The following is a 19,974-nucleotide window of genomic DNA, read 5'->3' on the forward strand; positions in this document are numbered from 1 at the left end:
TGGTCCCGCTCAACTCCATGGAAAAATCCTCTCTATAGGTAGCAATCAGCCAGCTGACCCGATGCAGCCGGGTATAATCCATACGTATCGCAGACCGTCCGCGCGTCTCATTAGCGATCCGTTCAGCAGGAACATTCTACGACAGGTAAACATTATAGACAAAATGAACATATATTGTTTACAAAGTATTTAAACGGTGTTATGATAAAGCTGTGCTCAGGAAGGAAGCGAATAATAAATAAAAGAGAGCAGACCAATAAAGTAAAAAAATTTCTCAGTTCATTGTGAGAGGAGTGTGTTTCTTGAAAAGCTCAAAAAGCGTAGCATTGTTAACCATAATTGCATGTCAGCTCATGATTGTTTTGGATGCATCCATCATGATTACAGCCTTACCTGAAATCGGACGCACCTTACAGCTTTCGACTACGACTTTAACTTGGGTCCAAAATGCTTATATCTTGGCATTTGGTGGTCTGTTACTTTTGGGGGCAAGAGCAGGGGATATATTTGGCAGAAAGAACGTTTTTATGATTGGGATAGCGTTGTTTTCGGTTGCGTCTTTGCTTGTTGGACTAGCCAATTCCACCGAATTCCTATTAATTTCTCGTTCCCTTCAAGGAGTAGCTGCAGCATTAGCAACACCATCTACATTGGCATTACTATCAGTAATCTTTGTTGAACAAAAAGAAAGAGCAAAGGCCATCGCACTATATAGCGCAATTTCTGGAATTGGGGGAAGTGTGGGACTTGTGCTTGGCGGTCTTCTAACGGATTTGATTTCTTGGCGTGTAGGTATGTTTATCAATGTTCCGATTGGAATGATATTACTCTTGTTAGCGCCAAAATATTTACCTCATACAGAGAAGGTATCAGGTCGATTTGATTTCGTTGGTGCATTTACTTCTGTTGTTGGGATGACGGCATTGGTTTACGGGTTCATTCAAGCAGCAGATAAGGGATGGGGAAACCTAGTGACCATCATTTCCCTGATGATTGGTATCGTCTTAGTGATAAGTTTTGTATTTATTGAGTCACGTGCAAAACAACCAATCACGCCGTTACGTTTATTTATTAATCGTGAACGAACCGCTGGCTATTTAGGGAGGTTCCTTTTCGTTGGTGGCATGTTTTCAATGATATATTTCCTTTCGCAGTTTTTACAGATTGTGTGTGGGTTTAATTCATTTCAAGCCGGCTTGGCATTCGTTCCTATGACAGCAGTTCAGTTTGCGATGATGTATGTCGTGCCGAAATTGTTAGCCAAATTTGGTACGTCAAAACTATTAATTTCAGGAATATTCGTCGCTATCGTAGGTATGAGCTGGTTAAGCAGAATCTCTCTCGAGACAAACTTTTATATAGGTATCTTAATTCCAATGGTTATATTAGGAATTGGAGCAGGAATTGTTTTCATTCCATTTACTACACTAGGTCTGTCTAAAGTTGAACCAGGTGATGCTGGAGCAGCATCTGGAATTGTTAATGTAGCCCATCAAATCGGTGGATCTGTGGGGTTAGCTATTTTGGCTACAGTCTTTGGAGCATACAATTCTTCAGGCAATGCTTCAAAAATTGAGTTCGCAAACGCCATTTCAGCAACGATTACAGGATCAGCATTCCTCTTTGTTGCTTCATTAGCAGCGGTAACTATCCTGTTGCTTCTCCGAAGTCGCAACCCGGAGCTACACAAGATGCCGGCATAAATCATTACTAGTGTTAAACAAGAAAAACACCAACAATATTATCTAGAGGAGAATGATATATATGCAATTAGAATTAAAAGGGAAACGCGCATTAGTTACTGGTTCCAGCAGTGGGTTGGGTATTGCTATGGCGAAGATGCTGGCAGCAGAAGGTGCAAGTGTCATTGTACACGGAAGAGATGAAGCTCGTACCCATGCAGTTGTTGAAGCCATTCGCGCAGATGGAGGTTCAGCATTACCGGCACTTGGCGAACTCACTACAGACGCCGGTGCAGATGCAGTAGCAAAAGCAGCTTTAGCCGACGGCCCTGTGCACATACTGGTCAATAATGCCGGCTTCTATCGCCATCTTTCCTGGACGGATGCAACCGCAGATGAATGGTCTGAAACCTATAATGTCAATGTGGTATCAGGAGTTCGTATGATTCAAAGGCTTGTCCCTCAGATGCGTGATCTGAACTGGGGACGAATTATTACAATTGGTGGAGGTCTAGCGCTTCAACCGATGAACACCCATCCGCAGTACAATGCAACACTCGCAGCGCGCCATAATCTTGCGGTGTCGTTAGCTCGTGAGCTTAAAAATACTGGTATCACATCGAATGTTGTCTCACCCGGAGCGATACTGGTAGACGCGGTTAAGGAATTAGTCGAAAGCATTGGTCCATCCAGGGGCTGGGGCGAAACATGGGAAGAGATTCAACCCAATGCAGTGAATTCTTTAATACCGAATGACCAAGGACGGTTTGGCTATCCAGATGAGATTGCGGCTGCTGTTGTCTATTTATGCAGTAATTATGCCCAATATATAAGTGGTGCCACGATACGTGTTGATGGAGGTTTTATTAAGGGGGCTTTCTAAAAAAGCGAAGGTTGCTATTGTATCTGAAATGAAAAGGGGGCGTCCTAAAGTCATTGTAATGGACTTATGGGACACCCCCATTTGCTGGAAACCGTCAAACCCAAGCTCGGGCAATATATACAAAATCAGTGAAAAACATCTATTTTGCTTTCAATGTTTATAGAGTTGGTAATTTCATGTATAATAAAAGGATAGCTTGCTCGAAAGGAGGAACATCATTGACTACCGGGATTCAGCTGGACGAAACGAAAGTACAGCTGCTTAAAAAGCTGATATCATCTGTCATGAAGGATGGTTTTCAAAGTTTAAGGATGGATGATATTGCAAAACATATGGATATTAGCAGAGCTACGATGTACAAACATTTTTCTTCTAAGGAAGATGTTATCAAAGGCGTTGTTCGCGTATTTGTTGATTATATAAATAAACTTGAAGACCCTGCGTTAGACAACGATGACAAATTTTTTGGCATTTGGTTCCAGCAAATGTTTGAACAATCCGTGTCTCTTGTGGGAAAAATAACGGATGTATTTCTAAAAGACCTTCAATCCGCATTCCCCGATTTGTTTGATTTGTTAAAGAGCACTTTAAATAAACGCGAACAGCAAGCTCAGAATTTCTATCAATTTGGAAAAGATAAAGGGATCTTCAACCCAATTAATGAGAAATTCATTATCCTCCAAGACGATTTGTTGCTTCGTGAGATTATTAATATTAAGTACTTGGTTTATAATCAAATGTCTATTCAGCAAGTTTTACACGACTATTATCAATTTAAAAAGTTTCAATTATTCAAACCTGAAAAGATGTCGGTCATCGATGACTCCAACATCATTCCTATCATAGACCACATTGTTGAAAAGTTTAATAGGACATTGTAACAATTCATGTTTGACTCTATAGAGAACCGAAGCTGAGTAGATGCCGAGTTATTACCCGACATGTGCTCGGCTTTCTCTCATGTAGCTAGCCCCGCAGGTGCCTATGAATAGTACTGCTAACGCATAGTCAACTACCTTGGGAACAAAACTTTAATGTAATGGACAAACAACGAGATGAAGGTCAAAACGAAAATGCAATTAAGAACAAAACTTTATTGTAATTTTGAATGATTCATATCGATGAAAATCCCTTTAAAGATAAGGTGTTAGAGGACAATACTTTATTGTAATTTATCATTGAGGAATTTATTGTTTAGCGGATCGAAACCTACCTTTAAAATCAAGGTTTTGTTATTCTATAGATTAGATTTTCAACAAAACGAAAAACTGCCTCTTGATAAAGGCGGTTAATTGAACTCTCGTTCCTCGTTAGTTGAATACCAGCCACTATAAATCTTCAAAACCCGCCACCATAATAATAAGTGCACTGACAACTACAATATGAATAATTGAGAAAACAATATGTACAGAAATAACGCTCCAATCAGTTTTGGATAGTTTAGAACTAGTGCGTAATTTATATACGGAATAACCAAATAAGTTAGTAACAATGAGAGACTGTACTAACCATTTTGAAACGGTGATGAACGCTGGAGTGTTATTTACATTGGGAATTAAAAACCAACTAAATGGCTCGAACGCTAACGAACAAATAATGATAACCCATGCCATAAAATGAATCGGAAAAGCTATTACAATACTGTTACTAATAGTAACCATCCCCTTAACTTTGATCGAATATCCTGTTTAAATGCCATTCTGTTTAGACGTAAACAAATTAATTAAAGTTTCACAATCCTGCTCGTTATTTCAACAGACAACGGCAGCCGATCGTGCGCCGGCTGCCGTCATGTCGTGATTGAACTATCGTTTCTCGTTAGCGTAATGAACTTCGGACGGAACAAGAGGCGAATGACCCGAAGCGTGAATATGGTGTTATCTGAAGGAACCGACTTCTTCGGAATATCATTCAACACATCCAATTATTGTCGTTTAGTTATACTCTCTATTGCAAAGATGGATGAATCTCTTATATCCCGAATCTTACTTACTGATAACTCTCCTAATAAATCTAAGTCATCTTTATTGCCTATGTAAGATAACGTAGAAACGGCGTAAATAATATCATATTTATTCTTTTTTATATCTTCTTTGTATCTTAATAAAATGTCTACAATCACTTTTCTAGCTTCTGGATTTCTAGATTTTTTAAGTGCACCGATTGCAGAATGCCGAATTGTCCTGTTTTGATTTTGTATGTATTGAACAATTGGTTCTATGTCTACAGTTTCAGGTTTCTCTAGTTCCGAAATCCGATCTAACAAGCTACTGATTACATATCTATCTGATTCAATTTTGACTTGATTTATAAGGAATCGAAGTGCTTCTAGATTCTCATGTTTTAATAGCAACTTTGAAAGAATGAAGTATGCATCTCTCCTGGTTAAAGTATCCTGAGACCTATTCGGGTTATTAATAAGATCAATTACTATCGGTATCATTTCTTTATCATTTATTAATTCGGCTTCTCGATGTGCTCTAAAACTAACTGAATCATCTGAACTCTTAGCATTATCAACTGTAGACATTCTATTAATTAGATTAATGATGTATTTTTCTTTTCTTCTATTATTTGAGAAAATTTTGAGGAAATTAATGATATTCCATGTCATCTAATCACTTCTTTCGCTTTACGGTTCTTTCAGATAACTTCATATTTGCGAACTTCGTAAACACCTTTACATATTCGTGATCCGATTAAACTATCCTGCCCTTTAGCTTAATGAAAAAAAGGAGCAGCTGCCGCGGCAATCTGCTCCCTGGATCTGTTCAACTATAGTCTCCCGTTAGTTGAACGACTATCGCTTTCAAGTCATCCCTTGCGGAATGGACTTTTTCCTGAAACAAACCGATGGTGGACCATCGGTTCCACCATATACAAAGTTGCATTAAACTGCCCGTCCCTCAATAAAAACAAGAATCAGCTGCACCAGCAGATCTGCTCCTTGTTTTGTTCAACTATAGTATCCGTTAAATTTGGGTAATTTTTAATTTTTTCTCTATTATATCTGTTTTCACATTCCTGCCTAACATATCATCTCAAAAACAGCCTCTAATTCATTCTCTTATTTTTGCGATCCAAGTCGTGTCATCGTCTAGATAAACGAGCACATGCATGGCGTCGATCCAGTGATTTGTCCCAAGCGGATATATGTTGGCTGTGCCTTCTGGTTTTCCGTATGAACTCATAGTTGATGAGGCGGAATCTATGATAAGCAGTATGTTATTGTCCCTATAGCCTTTTGTTTTATCTATAACCTCTATGCCATTGCCGTAAAACGCATACTTTGCCCCATCCGGAGACCATTCACCCGCTGTATTGAAAAAGTAACCTTGCGGAAAGCCAGCGACCATCGTTTCCTTGCCATTTTCCACGTTTAACAACCATAAATCTTTTTGAACGGAAGCTTCCACTACCTTTCTAAAAAGGACCTTTGCCCCATCAGGAGATATAGCGATTGACGAACCGTTTACCGGCAACTCTTTAACTTCTCCACTTGTAGTGTTTACAATAATTAGAGAATGTTTATCGGTTTCGGCAGCGACTAAATCTTTTGCAGTACCTACAATCGTCAGGTTGCCGTACTTTTGAGAATCAATGAGTAATTTTTCATTACTACCATCTTTATTTACAATATAGACGCTTTGCCCTCTTTTTACCGAGAGAATTCCATTTCTATTGGATACAAATGCGATTTTCATCCCGTTCGCCATCGGATGCGGATCCGAACCCCAGTTCAAACTATATTTGCTTTCCCCGGAGTTGGCTTTGTCCGTTTTGACCTTAATGTTCAGTTCATCATAGCCTTTAGTGCTTAAAATGGGATTTGCTGAATTGCCGTCCTCCGATAAGAGCCATAAGTTTTTTTGATCTCCATCACTTCTAACCAGACCTCCACTTGCCATTTTCATCGACATTCCATCTGCTGGAAACAGTTGATTCTTTACCGTAAAACCCGTGCCCATAGCTAAGGGTTTCATCGCTATTTCGAGTATCTCGGGGCTTGAAAATTGTTGGTCAGAATCCCGCATAAAATAGGCGGTAGTCGTCCCCAAGGTAAAATCCTTTCCATAATGTCCTTTTAATCCAATATAGGTGATCGGTTCTGGATATAGAATGATTCCATCTTTGGTGTGAAAAACATTAAGATCACCCTTCCCTATCTTTTTCCATGTCCAAGGGTGAAGAGGTTCAACGGAATTTGTTGGTATCGAAGTTAGTTCAGTACTGGGAACCGGTGTAATAATGGGTGAAGGGAGAGCCGTATTTTCGTTGCCCTGTTTAGAATCGCATCCGGTTAGAGTGATGCATAATAAAACACAGACAAGTAAATAATTCAAACTTTTCATAAGCAAACTTCCTTTCATTACATTTAGTTCGAGCTGATAATGGCTAACGATCATCGGATGCTAAGTTTCTTAAATACGGGATCTTCGAAACCCATATATTTACATATATTAGACGTAATGAGTTCTGATTTGTTGCAACAAGGGGAAAAAGTATCATACCAAAGAAAAATAGCGTATGAAGGAATCGCAACCTGCATCTGTTCCGTTCTACTGCCCGTTTACTTCAACGAACAAGAGCAGGTCGCTTCCGCGCCTGCTCCTGTTGTTATCATTTCACTATCGTTTCCGTTACTTCAATAGATCTTGGTAATTGGGGGGAAAGTCGTCCTTATTCGGTCCTCTAAGATGTTCAAAATTTTTCAGTTCGACCCCAGCAGCCGAGATCCTATATGTAAAGACATCTTCACCGATTGGGATATGAGGGCCAACTGTTGGGCGCGCATCAAGTGTAATTAAAAAATCAAAACCACGGAAACCATTTAACCTTTCGGTGTGCGTCACATCAACAAAATAAGGATAAATATCTGGTGATCCCGGTGCTGAAAGTACATCTGAATATACTTCAGCAAGCTTCTCTCGCATTTGCGGTAGTAAAAGCAACACCAGCATATCTTGAAATTGCAGCTCCCTCGAGTCCTCAATTGGCTTCTCACCAACTGCAGTACAAAAAGTGGTTTGTGTTCCGACCATTGAAAGTAGGATCACAAAGCAAATTAAAACCTTCAAGATAATTCCCCCTTCCTATACCTAAATCCAATCCACCAATCACAACTTAATCTGTCCAGGTAAGGGAAGAGTATTCAGTGGCGTAATCTGCCCGTTACTTCCCTCGGACAACGGCAGCCAATCGTGTGCCGGCTACCGTCGTGTTGGTTATGGAACTATCGTTTTCCGTTAGCGCAAAGATGCCACCGATCTGCGGCAGCTTCGTGGTGTTGTTTATTGAGCTCTCATCTCCTAAGTTGCTTTGTATTTTATTATTAATATTGAAAACTAATTTCCGGGCAGTTGGATGCCGCACCAGCCGCTTACATCGCATTGGTCATATTCATTATCTCCCGCAGCAACCACCGTGCCGTCCGACTTAAGCCCTACGGTATGGGCACAACCCGCCGCAATCGCCACAATATCGCGCCAATCACTTACATTACATTGGCCATACTCATTCCAACCCACAGCCGCCACAGTACTGTCAGATTTAAGACCGATTGTATGAGCATTACCCGTGTTCATCGCCATATGAACATTACCAGCCGCGACCGCCACAATATCGTGCCAGCCGCTCACATCACATTGGCCATATTTATTATCTCCCACAGCCGTCACCGTGCCGTCAGATTTAAGGCCAACGGTATGACGACGACCCGCCGCTATGGTATCTTTAGGCCACCTTTTCACCTTTAACATCGCTTCTTTCGGTGAAATGTAATTCATGTTTTACCTCCTTGAAAACAAGACATTTTTTTTATATACGTTTCATCGTGGTCAACTACACTGTGAGAGTTGTACGTTCCATCGAGAAATATTACCACGAACTATCGTTCTTGGGTTTTGTTAACCTACCCAATAGTTCAATGAACACAAGAGAACTTATCCTCACCATCTGCTCCATGTAATGCTTCGTTTTTCCGCCAGTGCCATACAGAACTGCATATTAATTAGAGGTACTTTCCTCATATCCCCAAAACTCTAAAAGTCGTTTATTTTCTTTAATATCATCCTCGGATAAACGGCCCAATTTCATTTTTGCAACTAGAAGGAGATTTTTATCATCTGTATAAGTAAAGTCCTTATAGATCTCCTGGTTTTTCTTATGGAATAGATGAATTAGTTCAGTTAGTTCGAAATATGGCAATGTCCCTGATTTCCATTCCAAAATAGATTGATACAAAGGTTCCAGAGCTTGTTCAGTTACCAATTTGTGATACTCGTCAAGAATTTTACGTTCTTGAAGTCGTTTTTGTTGCTTAGGAGTTAGTCTGTTCTCCAAGTTATTTTCCACCTCTTGTATTGAACTAATGACTATATAATGACATATAGCGTTCCAAAATCCAAAAGAAAAAGTTGTTAAAAAAACAGCCTTTATGCCGGCTGCTGTTTTTCGAAGTTTATTGAACGCTATCGTTCTCCCGTTAGCGCAATGATCAATTTTTTTTGTTATGAACCGTGATTGATACTAAAGGCAGTCGTAATTTAATCCAGCACATTAATTGTTAATTCAGATTGGATAAAAGTATCCGTGCCTGATTTAATACCATAACCTAGTACGTCGTTACTATCCTTGTTATCCACTTTTAATTGATCAGCTAAGTTAAAGCTAACATTAGCTGTTATTTTGTAAGTGCCTTTTGGAAGTAGTAAATCTTTTTCTTTATTAAACTTTTCATAAAAAGCACGATTAGGATCATCAGTAGAGTAACCTCCTGATTTTACATATTCTTTCCGATAATTAATCCCCTTCTTTAATTGAGAAATGTGAGGCATTAAAGTATCACCCCCAAACCATTCAAACCATCCATCCAATTGTTTAATGCTAAAAGTTATATAGTCACTACCGTGTGAAATCACTACCTCTTCTTGGTTTCCGATATATTTAAAATTTGCAAAAACTTTAATCGGTTCGTTTGATTTATATGTCTCTTTGTCCGAATAAAGCTTTAGATCAAAATCGTTCTTTATATTATTAGTTATTTCTTGATTAGTTGCAGGCGATGAATCTTGTAGCGCATTGGTTTGAGGTGGTTGTATTTTCATTGGATTAGCAATGTATACTGATAGAGTAATTAGAATTACAAAAAAAAGTATTCCAAATTTTACTTTCATGCAATGATGCCCCTATTCTTAGTTGTAATTTTGTTATCACTATTCGGTTGGAAAATAGAAAATCCTTTGTTTATCCGTGTGGGAATTTATTGAAAGTATTCTTCCCGTTACTTGAATGAAAACAGGGAGCAGCTGCCGCGGCAAACTGCTCCCTGTTTATTGTGCTATCGTTCACCATTAGTTTAACGAAAAAAGGTATTTATCGTGGTTTTAGAATTCTGTTTCGAATAAATACATAAGTCATTAATATTGCTGCAAGTAAAATAAACATTGGAATTATCGCAAGAAGACCTATACTTCCCATGTTTGGCTGCCATAAAGAAACAAGAGGTAAACTCAGAAGCAGACTAATGTACATAAAAATTGCCTTTTGAGTAACTGATGAGATTATTGACAGTAAGCCCGCAGGAATCAATAGTGCCGCAAGTCCTCCTATGTCCTCTGACCCATTTTGAATTCTAATAACAATAAACAAGACAATTGTAATAGCCGAAGCAATAAATCCAAAATATGAAGCAAATTTATCAATATGTATTTTACTCATCACTCAAAACCCCTTTCTTTACAATAATACCCATATATATTACGCGTTTATGCGTATATTTGTTGCTGGAACATACCTAATAGTTAAACATAAACAGCTGGCTACCACCACGCTCTACTGCCCGTCCCTCGGTTGAGAAAAGACAGCCGATCAACTGCCCGGCTGCCTTCTTGTTTTATTGATTGAACTATCGTTCTCCGTTAGCGTAGCAGTACATGCAGCAATAATTGCTTATACTCCGTAGAAATCCTTTATATTTAACCAAGTTTCATACCAGAATGTTTTTTGTTTATTTGGTTTCAATATCTCGATTTGTTTATCGTTCCTTATTATAAACACTTTATCATCTATATTTTTTAGGGTATCACCGAACTGAAATACAATATCTAAACAATCCTGTCGATACTGTTTTTCTCTTGTATCTGACCACTCTGCTTTTTCAGTGGAAAATTTTTTTCTAATTTTTTCCTCGTCCCTTCTAAAAAACTTTAAGTTGTTAGCCCGTTGTCCTAGGCTATCGTTCTGCGTTTGTTTAATCGCAAAGATAGCGCATTTTCATAAAAGGCTTGATAGGTTTTCTCATAATCATTAGGCAGCCAATGCATATTATTACTCCCAAATCCCATACCTTCAAATAAATAAACTCTGTTATTTTTGATGATACAAACACTATTAGCATAAGTAGGGGAATAACCATTCGTGGTATTTCTTAACAAGACCATTACCTTGTCTCCCTCTTTAGGAAAATCGAATGTTACCCATCTATGCATTGCATCAATGTCTCGCTTCAAGACAATTTGGTTCTGATTTATATCTCCTTTTAAAACAGTATCAATTGAGATTGTAACCTCCCTGTGATTTTCTGTGTAATCCCAGTTCTTAATAATTCCAACCACTATGTGGTCTGATTTCCCAATCATATCTTCTGGAGAGATGACAGACATTTTAGCGTTTAACTGAGGTAGCAATGGATTTAAGAATGTTAGACAAATTACTATCACTACACTTATTCCAGTTCTTCTCATAGTTGCACTCCAATCAATGGGCGTATAAACGTAATATTTCCATTAAGGCTTACAACTAACCATCTCACGAATTCTGCCAATTAGCTGAGAAAAGGCTGCCGATTTGCAGGCAGCCTGTTGATTGTTGTACTATCGTTCGCCGTTAGCTTAATTCCTCCAGTTATTGAATTACGTCACGGAGTGCAAAAGAATCTTCTACTGAAAGCTTTATGTACAAATTTTGAGCCTCAATATAAACTTCCGCGAATTCATTCGTAAACCAAACATCATACCAAACAGATAATGCTTCACTACCATCAGTAGGTTCGAAATAAATTTTATAATCGGGCGGTATAGTCATGCTAATCTTCGATTTTTTCCAATCCCCTTTTTTTAACACTGATTTGATGGCTAGAACTGTATTCTTATCTGTAACCTCTTTGTGTTTTTCGTGTTTGTTTTCTGTTCCAGAGCGTTTGAGAACTACCAACTTGTCATTGTTTATCTGCTGTTTGCTTTGGCAGCCTACACATATAAGCATCATTGAAAAGATCAAAATTAAAATCGATCTACCCATTAAATCCCACCTCCTGTATTAATATATGAACGAAATCTATTAGCTAAAAGTTACAAAAGCTTTTTCGGGAAATTGTTAAACTAGTCTGCCCGTTAGCTCAATCGTTGCCCCTTTCCAGCTTACGTTTTAAATTCATCTAATTTAACCTGTTGTTGATAAAGGTTTTCAGTTGCGCATAACAATACAAGTTCTTGTCATCATTCGGCAAACGATATATGTTCTTGTCATTGGCTTTTGACAAGAACATATATCGTTAAAACAAAAAAAGCCGCAACTACGCGACTTTTAAGCTTATATGTTCTTGTCACCCGACCTGCGTTAAAGGACAAGAACATATATCGTTAACCAATCGGTCGCCTCTTTTACGCTTTTTCTAAGAAAATTAAAAACGTTGCCATCAATCATCCTGGCAACGTTTATTTCTAAAACCTTAGTCTTGATACATAATGATCAACGTAATTCATTAGCGCGATCTCGCGCGCCTCAGCGGTCAACTGCATGCCCTTGTTAGGCGGCGTTTATGACTGGGACTTGATCACCGGACACTCTTGACCGCAAGATACTCCGAATGGAGTCCATTTAAACTTAAAAGCACGGCTTCTGAGCCACACCTCAACTACGACAACACAATGCGCGCGACTTCCGTCGGGTTCTCGACCGACGAGAAATGACCGGTGTTCTGAAGCGTAACCATGCGTGAACTCTTCAGCAGGTCCTTAGTGCGATTTCGTTCGGGGACTCGTGACCAGTCCCTGTCGCCGTAGACGAGCGTTACAGCCGCTTTCACCCCCGGATAGCACTCACGCGCCTTGCTCCAAGAGCGCCATGAGGCCAGCACCTTTCGTTCAGCGTAGTGAAAGTTGGGATTTCGGCCCGCTCTATAGAAGGTGGCGATTAGATCGGCGGGCATCTTACGTGGGTCCGCATAGCCGCCAGCCATGATTTTGCCGATGATCCATGAGTTCGCGAGAGAGGCACCGATCGCTCCGACTACAGGGAATTGCAGGCTGCCAATAATCAGGTTCGCAAACCAGTTGCCGCGCCGCATGCCATCGCCGTATCGCGTCTCGTAATCGTAGGTATTGAACGCGTATACGGCCTTGATACGGTCAGGGATAACAGATGCCACCGTTAGGGCTAACACAGCACCAATGGATTCGCCAACCAAGGTTACCTCACGCAGGTCCAGGGCCATCAGGAAGTCGATGACGCCCTTGCGAAGGTATGGCTCATCATACTGGGCTGCTGTGTCGACCGAAGAAAAGCCATGGCCTGGAAGATCCACGGCGTAGACGGTGTACTTCTTCGCAAGAAGCGGCACTAGCGCTCGGAAATACTCAAGCTGGGTGCGGATTGTGTGAAGGAGAACCAGAGGGGGGCCATCGCCCGACTCTTGATACCGGAGGCTGATCCTGTCGGAAATCCTGAGATACCTGGGATCGGCCGAGGGTGTCTCCCGGTTTTGACTTGATTCACTCATTGCAGTTTCCTCCTCGATTGTGCTTGGTAAGTGCCGTGTTTGTCAGCCAATGCGCTCTGGCCTCGAGGTTGCCCTTTGCGACCCTCCAGGAGCGCACCTTTGTGTTGGAGCGTGAGCGGCTGATCGACACCGCCACCTACATGGCGACCGGCGTTGGCTGTGACGAGACAGCTTTCTTCTGGTAGCACATTGATACGTTGGCCCGGCGCTTCAAAAGGCGCCTGCGCCCGTTACTCCGCGGAGTGAGCCTGACTGCCAGTCAGGGGCAGAGCGCGCTCATGCAGGCCGTCACCTTTCTCCAAGACCTCTTCGCCCGTGATAGGTCACTCAGCCAGGTGAATGCCCAAACGATAGTGCAGATCACCCAACATGGCACCACGCGGCGCTGGACGCTCCAGACCTCCAAAGCGCGCGATCCCATCAACCACGCGCTGTTTGAGCACCTGCTCTAAGTCGCGCTCAATGATGTGCTGGCCCTGGTCCATACGCGGTGTGGCTTCATGGACGCCTTTGCCCGAGCAAGATCAGGAACGCGTTTCCTTCGACTCGAAAAATTGACGGTGTTCACCTAGAATGCGCTCGCATCAACAGGCTGTAATTCAATCGTATTCATTCATTTTGTCCTCCTGACCCAGACATCATATCGTTGAACTGGGTCACAAAAGCTCCTTCGTTCGGGCCCGGGTTATTTCGAAGCATTTTCGCTTCTTCCACCAGAACCTCGTCTGCATCCGTACCAAGTACCTTCATCGTTGCTTCAATGAATTGCGTAAGCGGCATCGCGTGCGGATTGTTGAGATCCATCAGATCCGTTTGAACCCCCGGCGGCGCCATTTCCAGTACTTTTACCGAAGTGTCTTTAAGCATGTACCGTTGAGAAAGCGTGTAGGAATGGAGCGCTGCTTTCGTCGCCGAATATACAGCGGTCATCGCTAGCGGCACGAATCCAAGTATCGAAGTCGTGTTGATGATAACCGCTTCTTCCTTGGACTTCAAATGCTCTATTAACGCAGACGTCATTCGGATTGGCCCAAGCAAGTTTGTCGTGACAGTCGTAACCAAAACATCTTCGTCGATCACGCCCGCCGCGTCATCGAGCTGCATAATGCCGGCGTTGTTAAACAAGACATTTAAATCCGGGTATTCTTCGATTAACTGCTTGGCGACCGCCTTTATGCTGTCAGGATCCTGTACATCCAGCTCCACTGCGGACATTCCGGGATTCGCTTTAATCGTTTCCTCCAGACGCTCTTTACGCCGCCCGGAGATGATCACTTTGTTTCCAAGTTTGTGTAAAGCTTCTGCTAGACCACGTCCAATTCCCGTACCGCCGCCTGTAATAAAAATCGTGTTTCCTGTAAGCTTCATTTGTAAACCCTCCAAAAATTAATTTAGTTTACCTCATTGTTTGCGATAACGCCGCCAAAATATTTCCCATAATCGAATTGATGCGCCCAAGAGCAGGGTACCTGAATAGTCACTGAATATTTGCGATTTGATCAGACTCCCAGATCGCGTAGGGCCTAGCTTGCTTGCTCACGGCGATCAGATAAATCGCGTAGGCAACTTGGCCTGCTCCAATCGGCTTCTTTATGTTTGGCCGCTGAAAGTTCGCATCATGTTAGATATTGACATGTTCCTCCTGGTTTTAAATCGGTCAAATTTCAAGAACGATCATTCTACAAAACGCGCAAATAATTAATATACAATAAAGCAATCATTTTTCTAAAAGCTTTATCGATATATCGGTAATACGGTGAAGTTTTTCTTTGGTAATCGAGGTTCTTGCCATTGCCCTTAAGCCAACCAGTACATTATGCAGATATTCCGCCATTTCCCCGGCATCATAATCAGTGGTGAATTCACCGTTCTGCTGCCCCCAAACAATTATTTCCTTGAGTAGCTGCTCTGTTTCTGTGAAACATACAGTGGACTTTGTATCAACATCGGCATCGCGCGCTGCCAATTCCACCGCCGAATTCACAATTAAACAGCCGGCCTCTTCTTCGCTAATCATGAAGTCAGAAATAAACTTAAGAGCTTCCGCTGCAGACTTGGAGCGTTTAACTCCTCCTGTAATCGAGGCGTTGACTTTGTCAACATAACGATTATAAGCTCTCAGAAACAGCGTATGTTTGTCGCCAAAAGTGTCATACAAGCTTCTGCGATGGATTCCCATATTCTCGACCAAATCGGTCATGGATGTCTTCTCGTATCCCTGTTCCCAAAAGAGCCTCATCGCTTTTTCCAATACCGCGCTCTCTTCAAACTCTTTGCTTCTGGCCATCCCATTTCCCCCCGACAACAATATAACATATTGAGAACGATCGGTAAAGAAAAGATTTTTGCATCACATAGGGATTACTGAATTGCCATTTTCGGATGACCCCCCATTGTTTGAAGCCATTTATGTATAGGGGCTCTCCAACAACTAACAGTTCCTTCAAAGCTTTTTGGTTTCCGGTATTGACGACAAAGAGTGTTTCGTTTGTAAATCCATTACCGGTTGGATCAACATGATAAACCTCAATGCCTGCAATCGCAGGCATTCGACCGGTACGCATTTAATGGTTTTCCCTGAACGCGGCAAAAGATGCATGTTCTTGTCCTCAATCGGGAAACGATGTAAGTTCTTGTCCCGACCCAAGGACAAGAACTTACATCGATAAAATGAAAAAAGCAGCGCTGTGCGTGGATTCGAATGATTGTATGTTCTTGTCCCCCGACATTTGTCGACCCCTTCCATTAAAAGCAATAGCTTAGCGATGGCGATGCCTGCCGCTCCCGAACCGTTGATAGCACCTCCTGCTAAAAGACCAACAGGATCCCAGTCATTAATTACTTGGGTTAGAAACTCTATATCTATGTTCACCTTTTTATCACCTTCTGATATTGGTTATATGCTCTAATTATCCCTTCCGTTTGCTCAACAAAAAAGGAACAGCTGCCAGCCGCGCGATATGCTCCCCATACGGTATGGAACTTCAATCACTCGCTAGACATAGCGTGGGAGATACTACTGCCCTTGAAGAAGACAAATGGGAGTTAACGCACCTCATCGAAGAGTATGAAAGAATTCGCGGAATCATTGATGAAGCGGACGAGATGATTGAAAAGGTACTTCCTGAAATTCCTTGCTCAGATCTCGTTCGATCTGTGGGTGCTTCTGTTCCTGCAACGGCTGCTATTTTGGCATTTGGCGGGGACTTACGTAAGCTGTCTCACGGAAATCAGTTATTACGCAAGGCAGGATTGAACTTAGCAGAACGAAGTTCAGGCAAGTATAAGGGGCAAATCAAACTCACCAAACGAGGCAACTCACTTCTGCGTAAGCATCTCTACTTTACAGTGTTTCACCTGTTATCTTTCAATGAAGCGTTTCAAGCCTTGCATGCTCATAATACCGAAGTGAAACGAATGACGAAAATGCAGTCCATGATGAAGCTGATTGGGAAACTGGCCCGGATGCTTGTAGCCATGGCGAGAGAAGGGCAAACATTTTCAATGGATAAGGCCCAGCTACCATTAGCAGCATAAAAAGTAAATCGTAACCCTGACACGTAGATTGGCTCATTCGTAGGATCTCACAAAGAAAGCACGGAGTACCGAGATTGTTCAGCTTTAGGGCATAGACCCGTTCCGTTAACGTTAATCGGACTCCACACCTTGGAAAGATAGGACGAAGGAATGTGAGGGCATAGACCCGTCGAGATTTGGGAGAGTGAATCCCCAAGGACCTTGTGGAGAGAAGCGTGCAGTATAACTTTTTTATGGAAGATGTTGTAAATACATCAGCACCTTCTGTTCCCGCATGCGCACTAACGGAACGGCCTGCCCCACACTACCCAAACACCTGAACTCCTATTTAACAAGCATATTGAAATCCTGCGAATGAGCGAGCATTCGTGAGAAAATCCTTATTCTCTGAGGGAGCACAACAGGCCACCGAGTTTATCTTCGGCAGCCTGTTTGATCTTTGTTATGAAGCTATCGTTCTTCGTTAGTTTAATACGGTTGTGATTAGTCATTCATGTTTTTTCCACTCTTCGTTCAATCTTGAAAAAGCAACCCAAATCCCTTCCCAATCATTTATATCATGTGGATAGATACCATCTACTTTTGAAACAATTTTGCTCAATTTGGTAATATGTGTTTTATCTTCAGATGTTAATGGACTAGATTTATCAAGTATGTTTGCTACCTTAGTCCACCATTCAGAATATTGAAAACTGATATCATTCATATTCTGTCTAGACTTAAAAGAAACAAGGGATTGGAAGTCCCCCAATGTTGAGTTTGTATTGATTATACTCTCATTTGTGTAAGATAACCAAACACGGAGGAAATCTCTTGTTCTTATGTTGTCCCATTCATTTTTATTATTAATTGATTCAATAGACTGCTGAATTGTGTGAAAAAAATTGGCAGTACGAAGTGCCGTATGGGCTATATGAAGTTTTTCTGCCTTATGCTTCATACTCAGTTGATAACTCTGCCAAACTGCAAAACCAATAACGATGACTAGAATCAATAAGATTAATCGGTTATGTTTTATCACATTAGTTCATCCTTTCAAACTCCTTTATAAGAAGTCTTGCCCTCTATATCCAATCTTAACAATCCTGAGGGAGCGGAATAGGCCACCGAATTTATCACCGGCAGCCTGCTGGATCTTGTTATGAAGCTATCGTTTTGTGTTAGTTCAATGATGTAGGGGTGTGGGACATAGAAATAGTGGATATCAGGTACTCCAATGAACCAATGCACTGTTCGACTTCATCTAAATGATAAAACGTACTTGTCGTACCAATATCGTTGATTTCATGTGTTGAGGAGTATAAGTATATTTTCTTTTTTGTTCCTAGAGCAATTCCTAACTCCACATGGCTGCCTTTCCCTGCAGGCATCATTATAATTACAACATCTGCATCCAAAACTCCTGCGACTTCCTCATTGCCAATCTCTCGGAGTTTCGATATTGAATCTACCTTTGAGTGCGTTGTCCAATCGTAAGTTTGTGCAAACCCACGAGATTTTAAAACCTCTGCAACGTCCCGAACATTACCTACATTTCTGAGACTGGATGCTATGTAAAATTTCATTGTTTTCCCCAATCCATTAAACTATAGTTCTCCGTCCCTCGGTTAACAAGTACTTTATTTCAAGTTGGCACGAACATGCTTCAAGCCTAAAAATTCCCTATAAGTTTTACCCTCCAAATTAGATCCAATTAAACGTTAACACTTTCCTCCGTAGGCGAATATCATATCCCGATAATATTAAAGGAGGGATAAAGTGTTACCAATTTCTAACCCAGGTATGATGGATGTTAGCCCATCCATGATGAATTCCAAGTCAGGTATGACAAATGTCTCACCTATTGGTGGAGATATGAAGTCCTTATGTCAGAGGTACATGAATTATCATGTAATCGCACAAACAACTAGTGGACAGCAATTTGATGGGATTATCGATGGTATGGATGACGAAGGCATTACTATGTTGGTTCCTGAAGATGTAGACGGCGATGAACGCCAATTTACGAATGGGTACGGTCAAAACGGATATGGTCGAAGAAGATATCGAAGATTTCGCCGGCAGCGGTTCCCGTATCAATTCCTACTTCCGTTTTTAACACCGTATCCATACTATTACCCGCCCTATCCTTATCCATATCCTTACTATCCTGGTAATGGGTACGGTGGAGGATATTAAAAAAATGAACCTTATGGGGATTTTTCCATAAGGTTCATTTTTTCATGTTGAACTTTTTATTACTAACGTTCCTCGTTAGTTGAATCAAGCAGTTACCTCTACTAATTACTACTATATTTATGAATATTTATTAGCTAATAAGTAGTGGAGATTTTCTTTTACATTTGGCCATTCTGAATCAATAATGCTATAAAAAACATTGTCATGAATTGAACCGTCCGATTTTATTCTGTGATTGCGAAAAACTCCTTCCTTTTTGGCCCCTATCCGTTCAACAGCTCTTTGTGATCTTAAATTTTGGCCACTAACAGAAAACTGCACTCGGATAACCTTCAGTTCTTCAAAGCAATATTTAAGCAGCAGATACTTACATTCTGTATTTACACTTGTTCTCCAAAAATCGGGAGACAGCCACGTCCATCCTATTTCGACATTCCTATTGATCAAATCTATATCACCAATACGTGTTGTTCCTATAATCCTTCCAGAAGCTCGTTCAACTATGGTAAAAGGAATTTGTGAACCTTTGCTTTTATTATCTAATGCATTAGTTAATACTTGATCTATTTCTTCGATTGTAGTAATTGTTCTCCATGTAAATTCCCATATTTCAGGAGACATCAACACATTAGATATCTCTGTTTTGTGACTATCCTCCATTGGAACAAGATGAATGGATTTGCCTTCCAAAGTACCATTGGTACTTGTTTGCATCCCGATCTACTCTCCTTTAGTTTAGCTTACCTACAGCTTGCTCCAAGTATAAACCACCGCAAATAGCAGATCAAATATAAGTGCAGTTTTACTTGTTAATAATTTCAGTAAATGTCTTTTTATAATGATGTAATCTTACCGATAAATAAGCTGTTAATTTGCCTTACATCTAATACTTTCACATTTCCGACTCCTCACCA

21 protein-coding genes and 1 pseudogene are annotated in these 19,974 nt (G+C 41.0%); 6 read left to right on the plus strand and 16 right to left on the minus strand.

What is annotated here, in order from left to right; translation table 11 throughout:
• Positions 1–302 precede the first annotated feature (302 nt).
• From QFZ81_RS18100 to QFZ81_RS18110, 3 genes are all read left to right on the plus strand, one after another.
• Positions 303–1,703 carry an MFS transporter gene (locus QFZ81_RS18100; RefSeq protein ID WP_307544797.1) on the plus strand — a complete coding sequence of 467 codons (1,401 nt, stop codon included), beginning with the start codon at positions 303–305 and terminating at the stop codon, positions 1,701–1,703.
• A gap of 61 nt (positions 1,704–1,764) precedes the next feature.
• Entirely contained in the window at positions 1,765–2,565 is an 801-nt protein-coding gene (locus tag QFZ81_RS18105) for an SDR family NAD(P)-dependent oxidoreductase (RefSeq protein WP_307603828.1), read from the plus strand.
• A gap of 218 nt (positions 2,566–2,783) precedes the next feature.
• The gene (locus QFZ81_RS18110) at positions 2,784–3,446 is read left to right on the plus strand and encodes a TetR/AcrR family transcriptional regulator (protein WP_307603830.1); all 663 of its coding nucleotides are present in this window, start codon (positions 2,784–2,786) and stop codon (positions 3,444–3,446) included.
• Between the two features lie 1,043 nt (positions 3,447–4,489).
• Here QFZ81_RS18110 and QFZ81_RS18115 read toward each other — a convergent pair.
• The 10 genes and pseudogenes from QFZ81_RS18115 to QFZ81_RS18160 all read right to left on the minus strand — a co-directional run bounded on the left by QFZ81_RS18115 (position 4,490) and on the right by QFZ81_RS18160 (position 13,345).
• Positions 4,490–5,179: a HEAT repeat domain-containing protein gene (locus QFZ81_RS18115; RefSeq protein WP_307603832.1), complete on the minus strand. Its 690-nt coding sequence runs from the start codon at positions 5,177–5,179 to the stop codon at positions 4,490–4,492.
• Positions 5,180–5,624: 445 nt separating this feature from the next.
• The gene (locus QFZ81_RS18120) at positions 5,625–6,917 is read right to left on the minus strand and encodes a TolB family protein (protein WP_307603834.1); all 1,293 of its coding nucleotides are present in this window, start codon (positions 6,915–6,917) and stop codon (positions 5,625–5,627) included.
• Between the two features lie 288 nt (positions 6,918–7,205).
• Entirely contained in the window at positions 7,206–7,643 is a 438-nt protein-coding gene (locus QFZ81_RS18125) for a DUF3888 domain-containing protein (protein WP_307603836.1), read from the minus strand.
• Positions 7,644–7,937: 294 nt separating this feature from the next.
• Positions 7,938–8,351: pseudogene (locus QFZ81_RS18130) on the minus strand (hypothetical protein); the annotation flags it as partial.
• Positions 8,352–8,571: 220 nt separating this feature from the next.
• Positions 8,572–8,907 (minus strand): hypothetical protein, encoded by a 336-nt coding sequence (locus QFZ81_RS18135; protein ID WP_307603838.1) that lies wholly within the window; start codon positions 8,905–8,907, stop codon positions 8,572–8,574.
• A gap of 203 nt (positions 8,908–9,110) precedes the next feature.
• Positions 9,111–9,740, minus strand: coding sequence for a hypothetical protein (locus QFZ81_RS18140; RefSeq protein ID WP_307603840.1), 630 nt, complete (start codon positions 9,738–9,740; stop codon positions 9,111–9,113).
• Between the two features lie 199 nt (positions 9,741–9,939).
• Positions 9,940–10,284: a hypothetical protein gene (locus tag QFZ81_RS18145; RefSeq protein ID WP_307603842.1), complete on the minus strand. Its 345-nt coding sequence runs from the start codon at positions 10,282–10,284 to the stop codon at positions 9,940–9,942.
• A 509-nt stretch (positions 10,285–10,793) separates the two neighbouring features.
• On the minus strand, positions 10,794–11,309 hold the full coding sequence (locus tag QFZ81_RS18150) for a hypothetical protein (protein WP_307603844.1): 516 nt from the start codon (positions 11,307–11,309) through the stop codon (positions 10,794–10,796).
• 160 nt (positions 11,310–11,469) lie between these two features.
• Positions 11,470–11,865 carry a YhfM domain-containing protein gene (locus QFZ81_RS18155; protein ID WP_307603846.1) on the minus strand — a complete coding sequence of 132 codons (396 nt, stop codon included), beginning with the start codon at positions 11,863–11,865 and terminating at the stop codon, positions 11,470–11,472.
• A gap of 616 nt (positions 11,866–12,481) precedes the next feature.
• Positions 12,482–13,345 carry an alpha/beta fold hydrolase gene (locus tag QFZ81_RS18160; RefSeq protein WP_307443652.1) on the minus strand — a complete coding sequence of 288 codons (864 nt, stop codon included), beginning with the start codon at positions 13,343–13,345 and terminating at the stop codon, positions 12,482–12,484.
• 278 nt (positions 13,346–13,623) lie between these two features.
• On the opposite strand from QFZ81_RS18160, the gene QFZ81_RS18165 reads away from it, so the two are divergent.
• Positions 13,624–13,797: a hypothetical protein gene (locus QFZ81_RS18165; protein ID WP_307443654.1), complete on the plus strand. Its 174-nt coding sequence runs from the start codon at positions 13,624–13,626 to the stop codon at positions 13,795–13,797.
• Positions 13,798–13,954: 157 nt separating this feature from the next.
• On the opposite strand, the gene QFZ81_RS18170 is transcribed toward QFZ81_RS18165, so the two are convergent.
• The 3 genes from QFZ81_RS18170 to QFZ81_RS18180 all read right to left on the minus strand — a co-directional run bounded on the left by QFZ81_RS18170 (position 13,955) and on the right by QFZ81_RS18180 (position 15,909).
• A complete protein-coding gene (locus QFZ81_RS18170; protein ID WP_307443657.1) occupies positions 13,955–14,713 on the minus strand; it encodes an SDR family oxidoreductase in 759 nt (252 codons plus the stop codon).
• A gap of 349 nt (positions 14,714–15,062) precedes the next feature.
• Positions 15,063–15,632, minus strand: coding sequence for a TetR/AcrR family transcriptional regulator (locus tag QFZ81_RS18175; protein ID WP_307603848.1), 570 nt, complete (start codon positions 15,630–15,632; stop codon positions 15,063–15,065).
• Positions 15,610–15,909, minus strand: a complete 300-nt coding sequence (locus QFZ81_RS18180) for a hypothetical protein (RefSeq protein WP_307443661.1) — start codon at positions 15,907–15,909, stop codon at positions 15,610–15,612. The genes QFZ81_RS18175 and QFZ81_RS18180 overlap by 23 nt, the downstream gene beginning before the upstream one ends.
• Before the next feature lie 412 nt (positions 15,910–16,321).
• Between QFZ81_RS18180 and QFZ81_RS18185 the strand changes: the two genes are divergently transcribed.
• Positions 16,322–16,882, plus strand: a complete 561-nt coding sequence (locus QFZ81_RS18185; RefSeq protein ID WP_307603850.1) for a transposase — start codon at positions 16,322–16,324, stop codon at positions 16,880–16,882.
• Between the two features lie 487 nt (positions 16,883–17,369).
• On the opposite strand, the gene QFZ81_RS18190 is transcribed toward QFZ81_RS18185, so the two are convergent.
• Both QFZ81_RS18190 and QFZ81_RS18195 read right to left on the minus strand, forming a co-directional pair.
• The gene (locus QFZ81_RS18190; protein WP_307603852.1) at positions 17,370–17,903 is read right to left on the minus strand and encodes a hypothetical protein; all 534 of its coding nucleotides are present in this window, start codon (positions 17,901–17,903) and stop codon (positions 17,370–17,372) included.
• Between the two features lie 139 nt (positions 17,904–18,042).
• The gene (locus tag QFZ81_RS18195; protein ID WP_307603854.1) at positions 18,043–18,447 is read right to left on the minus strand and encodes a nucleoside 2-deoxyribosyltransferase; all 405 of its coding nucleotides are present in this window, start codon (positions 18,445–18,447) and stop codon (positions 18,043–18,045) included.
• 193 nt (positions 18,448–18,640) lie between these two features.
• Here QFZ81_RS18195 and QFZ81_RS18200 point away from each other — a divergent pair, with 193 nt between their 5' ends.
• Positions 18,641–19,060, plus strand: coding sequence for a hypothetical protein (locus QFZ81_RS18200; protein WP_307548019.1), 420 nt, complete (start codon positions 18,641–18,643; stop codon positions 19,058–19,060).
• A gap of 117 nt (positions 19,061–19,177) precedes the next feature.
• Here the strand turns inward: QFZ81_RS18200 and QFZ81_RS18205 are convergent, their stop codons facing one another.
• Positions 19,178–19,774 carry a GNAT family N-acetyltransferase gene (locus QFZ81_RS18205; RefSeq protein ID WP_307603856.1) on the minus strand — a complete coding sequence of 199 codons (597 nt, stop codon included), beginning with the start codon at positions 19,772–19,774 and terminating at the stop codon, positions 19,178–19,180.
• Positions 19,775–19,974: the final 200 nt, after the last annotated feature.

Source organism: Paenibacillus sp. V4I9, from assembly GCF_030817295.1.
GTDB lineage: Bacteria > Bacillota > Bacilli > Paenibacillales > NBRC-103111 > Paenibacillus_E.

Bases quoted from the DNA above. Each gene is read 5' to 3' on its own strand.
- QFZ81_RS18105 (WP_307603828.1), top strand. From the start codon at position 1,765: ATGCAATTAGAATTAAAAGGGAAACGCGCATTAGTTACTGGTTCCAGC.
- QFZ81_RS18115 (WP_307603832.1), bottom strand. From the start codon at position 5,179: ATGACATGGAATATCATTAATTTCCTCAAAATTTTCTCAAATAATAGA.
- QFZ81_RS18120 (WP_307603834.1), bottom strand. From the start codon at position 6,917: ATGAAAAGTTTGAATTATTTACTTGTCTGTGTTTTATTATGCATCACT.
- QFZ81_RS18140 (WP_307603840.1), bottom strand. From the start codon at position 9,740: ATGAAAGTAAAATTTGGAATACTTTTTTTTGTAATTCTAATTACTCTA.
- QFZ81_RS18145 (WP_307603842.1), bottom strand. From the start codon at position 10,284: ATGAGTAAAATACATATTGATAAATTTGCTTCATATTTTGGATTTATT.
- QFZ81_RS18150 (WP_307603844.1), bottom strand. From the start codon at position 11,309: ATGAGAAGAACTGGAATAAGTGTAGTGATAGTAATTTGTCTAACATTC.
- QFZ81_RS18155 (WP_307603846.1), bottom strand. From the start codon at position 11,865: ATGGGTAGATCGATTTTAATTTTGATCTTTTCAATGATGCTTATATGT.
- QFZ81_RS18160 (WP_307443652.1), bottom strand. From the start codon at position 13,345: ATGAGTGAATCAAGTCAAAACCGGGAGACACCCTCGGCCGATCCCAGG.
- QFZ81_RS18165 (WP_307443654.1), top strand. From the start codon at position 13,624: ATGCAGGCCGTCACCTTTCTCCAAGACCTCTTCGCCCGTGATAGGTCA.
- QFZ81_RS18170 (WP_307443657.1), bottom strand. From the start codon at position 14,713: ATGAAGCTTACAGGAAACACGATTTTTATTACAGGCGGCGGTACGGGA.
- QFZ81_RS18175 (WP_307603848.1), bottom strand. From the start codon at position 15,632: ATGGCCAGAAGCAAAGAGTTTGAAGAGAGCGCGGTATTGGAAAAAGCG.
- QFZ81_RS18180 (WP_307443661.1), bottom strand. From the start codon at position 15,909: ATGCGTACCGGTCGAATGCCTGCGATTGCAGGCATTGAGGTTTATCAT.
- QFZ81_RS18185 (WP_307603850.1), top strand. From the start codon at position 16,322: ATGGAACTTCAATCACTCGCTAGACATAGCGTGGGAGATACTACTGCC.
- QFZ81_RS18195 (WP_307603854.1), bottom strand. From the start codon at position 18,447: ATGAAATTTTACATAGCATCCAGTCTCAGAAATGTAGGTAATGTTCGG.
- QFZ81_RS18205 (WP_307603856.1), bottom strand. From the start codon at position 19,774: ATGCAAACAAGTACCAATGGTACTTTGGAAGGCAAATCCATTCATCTT.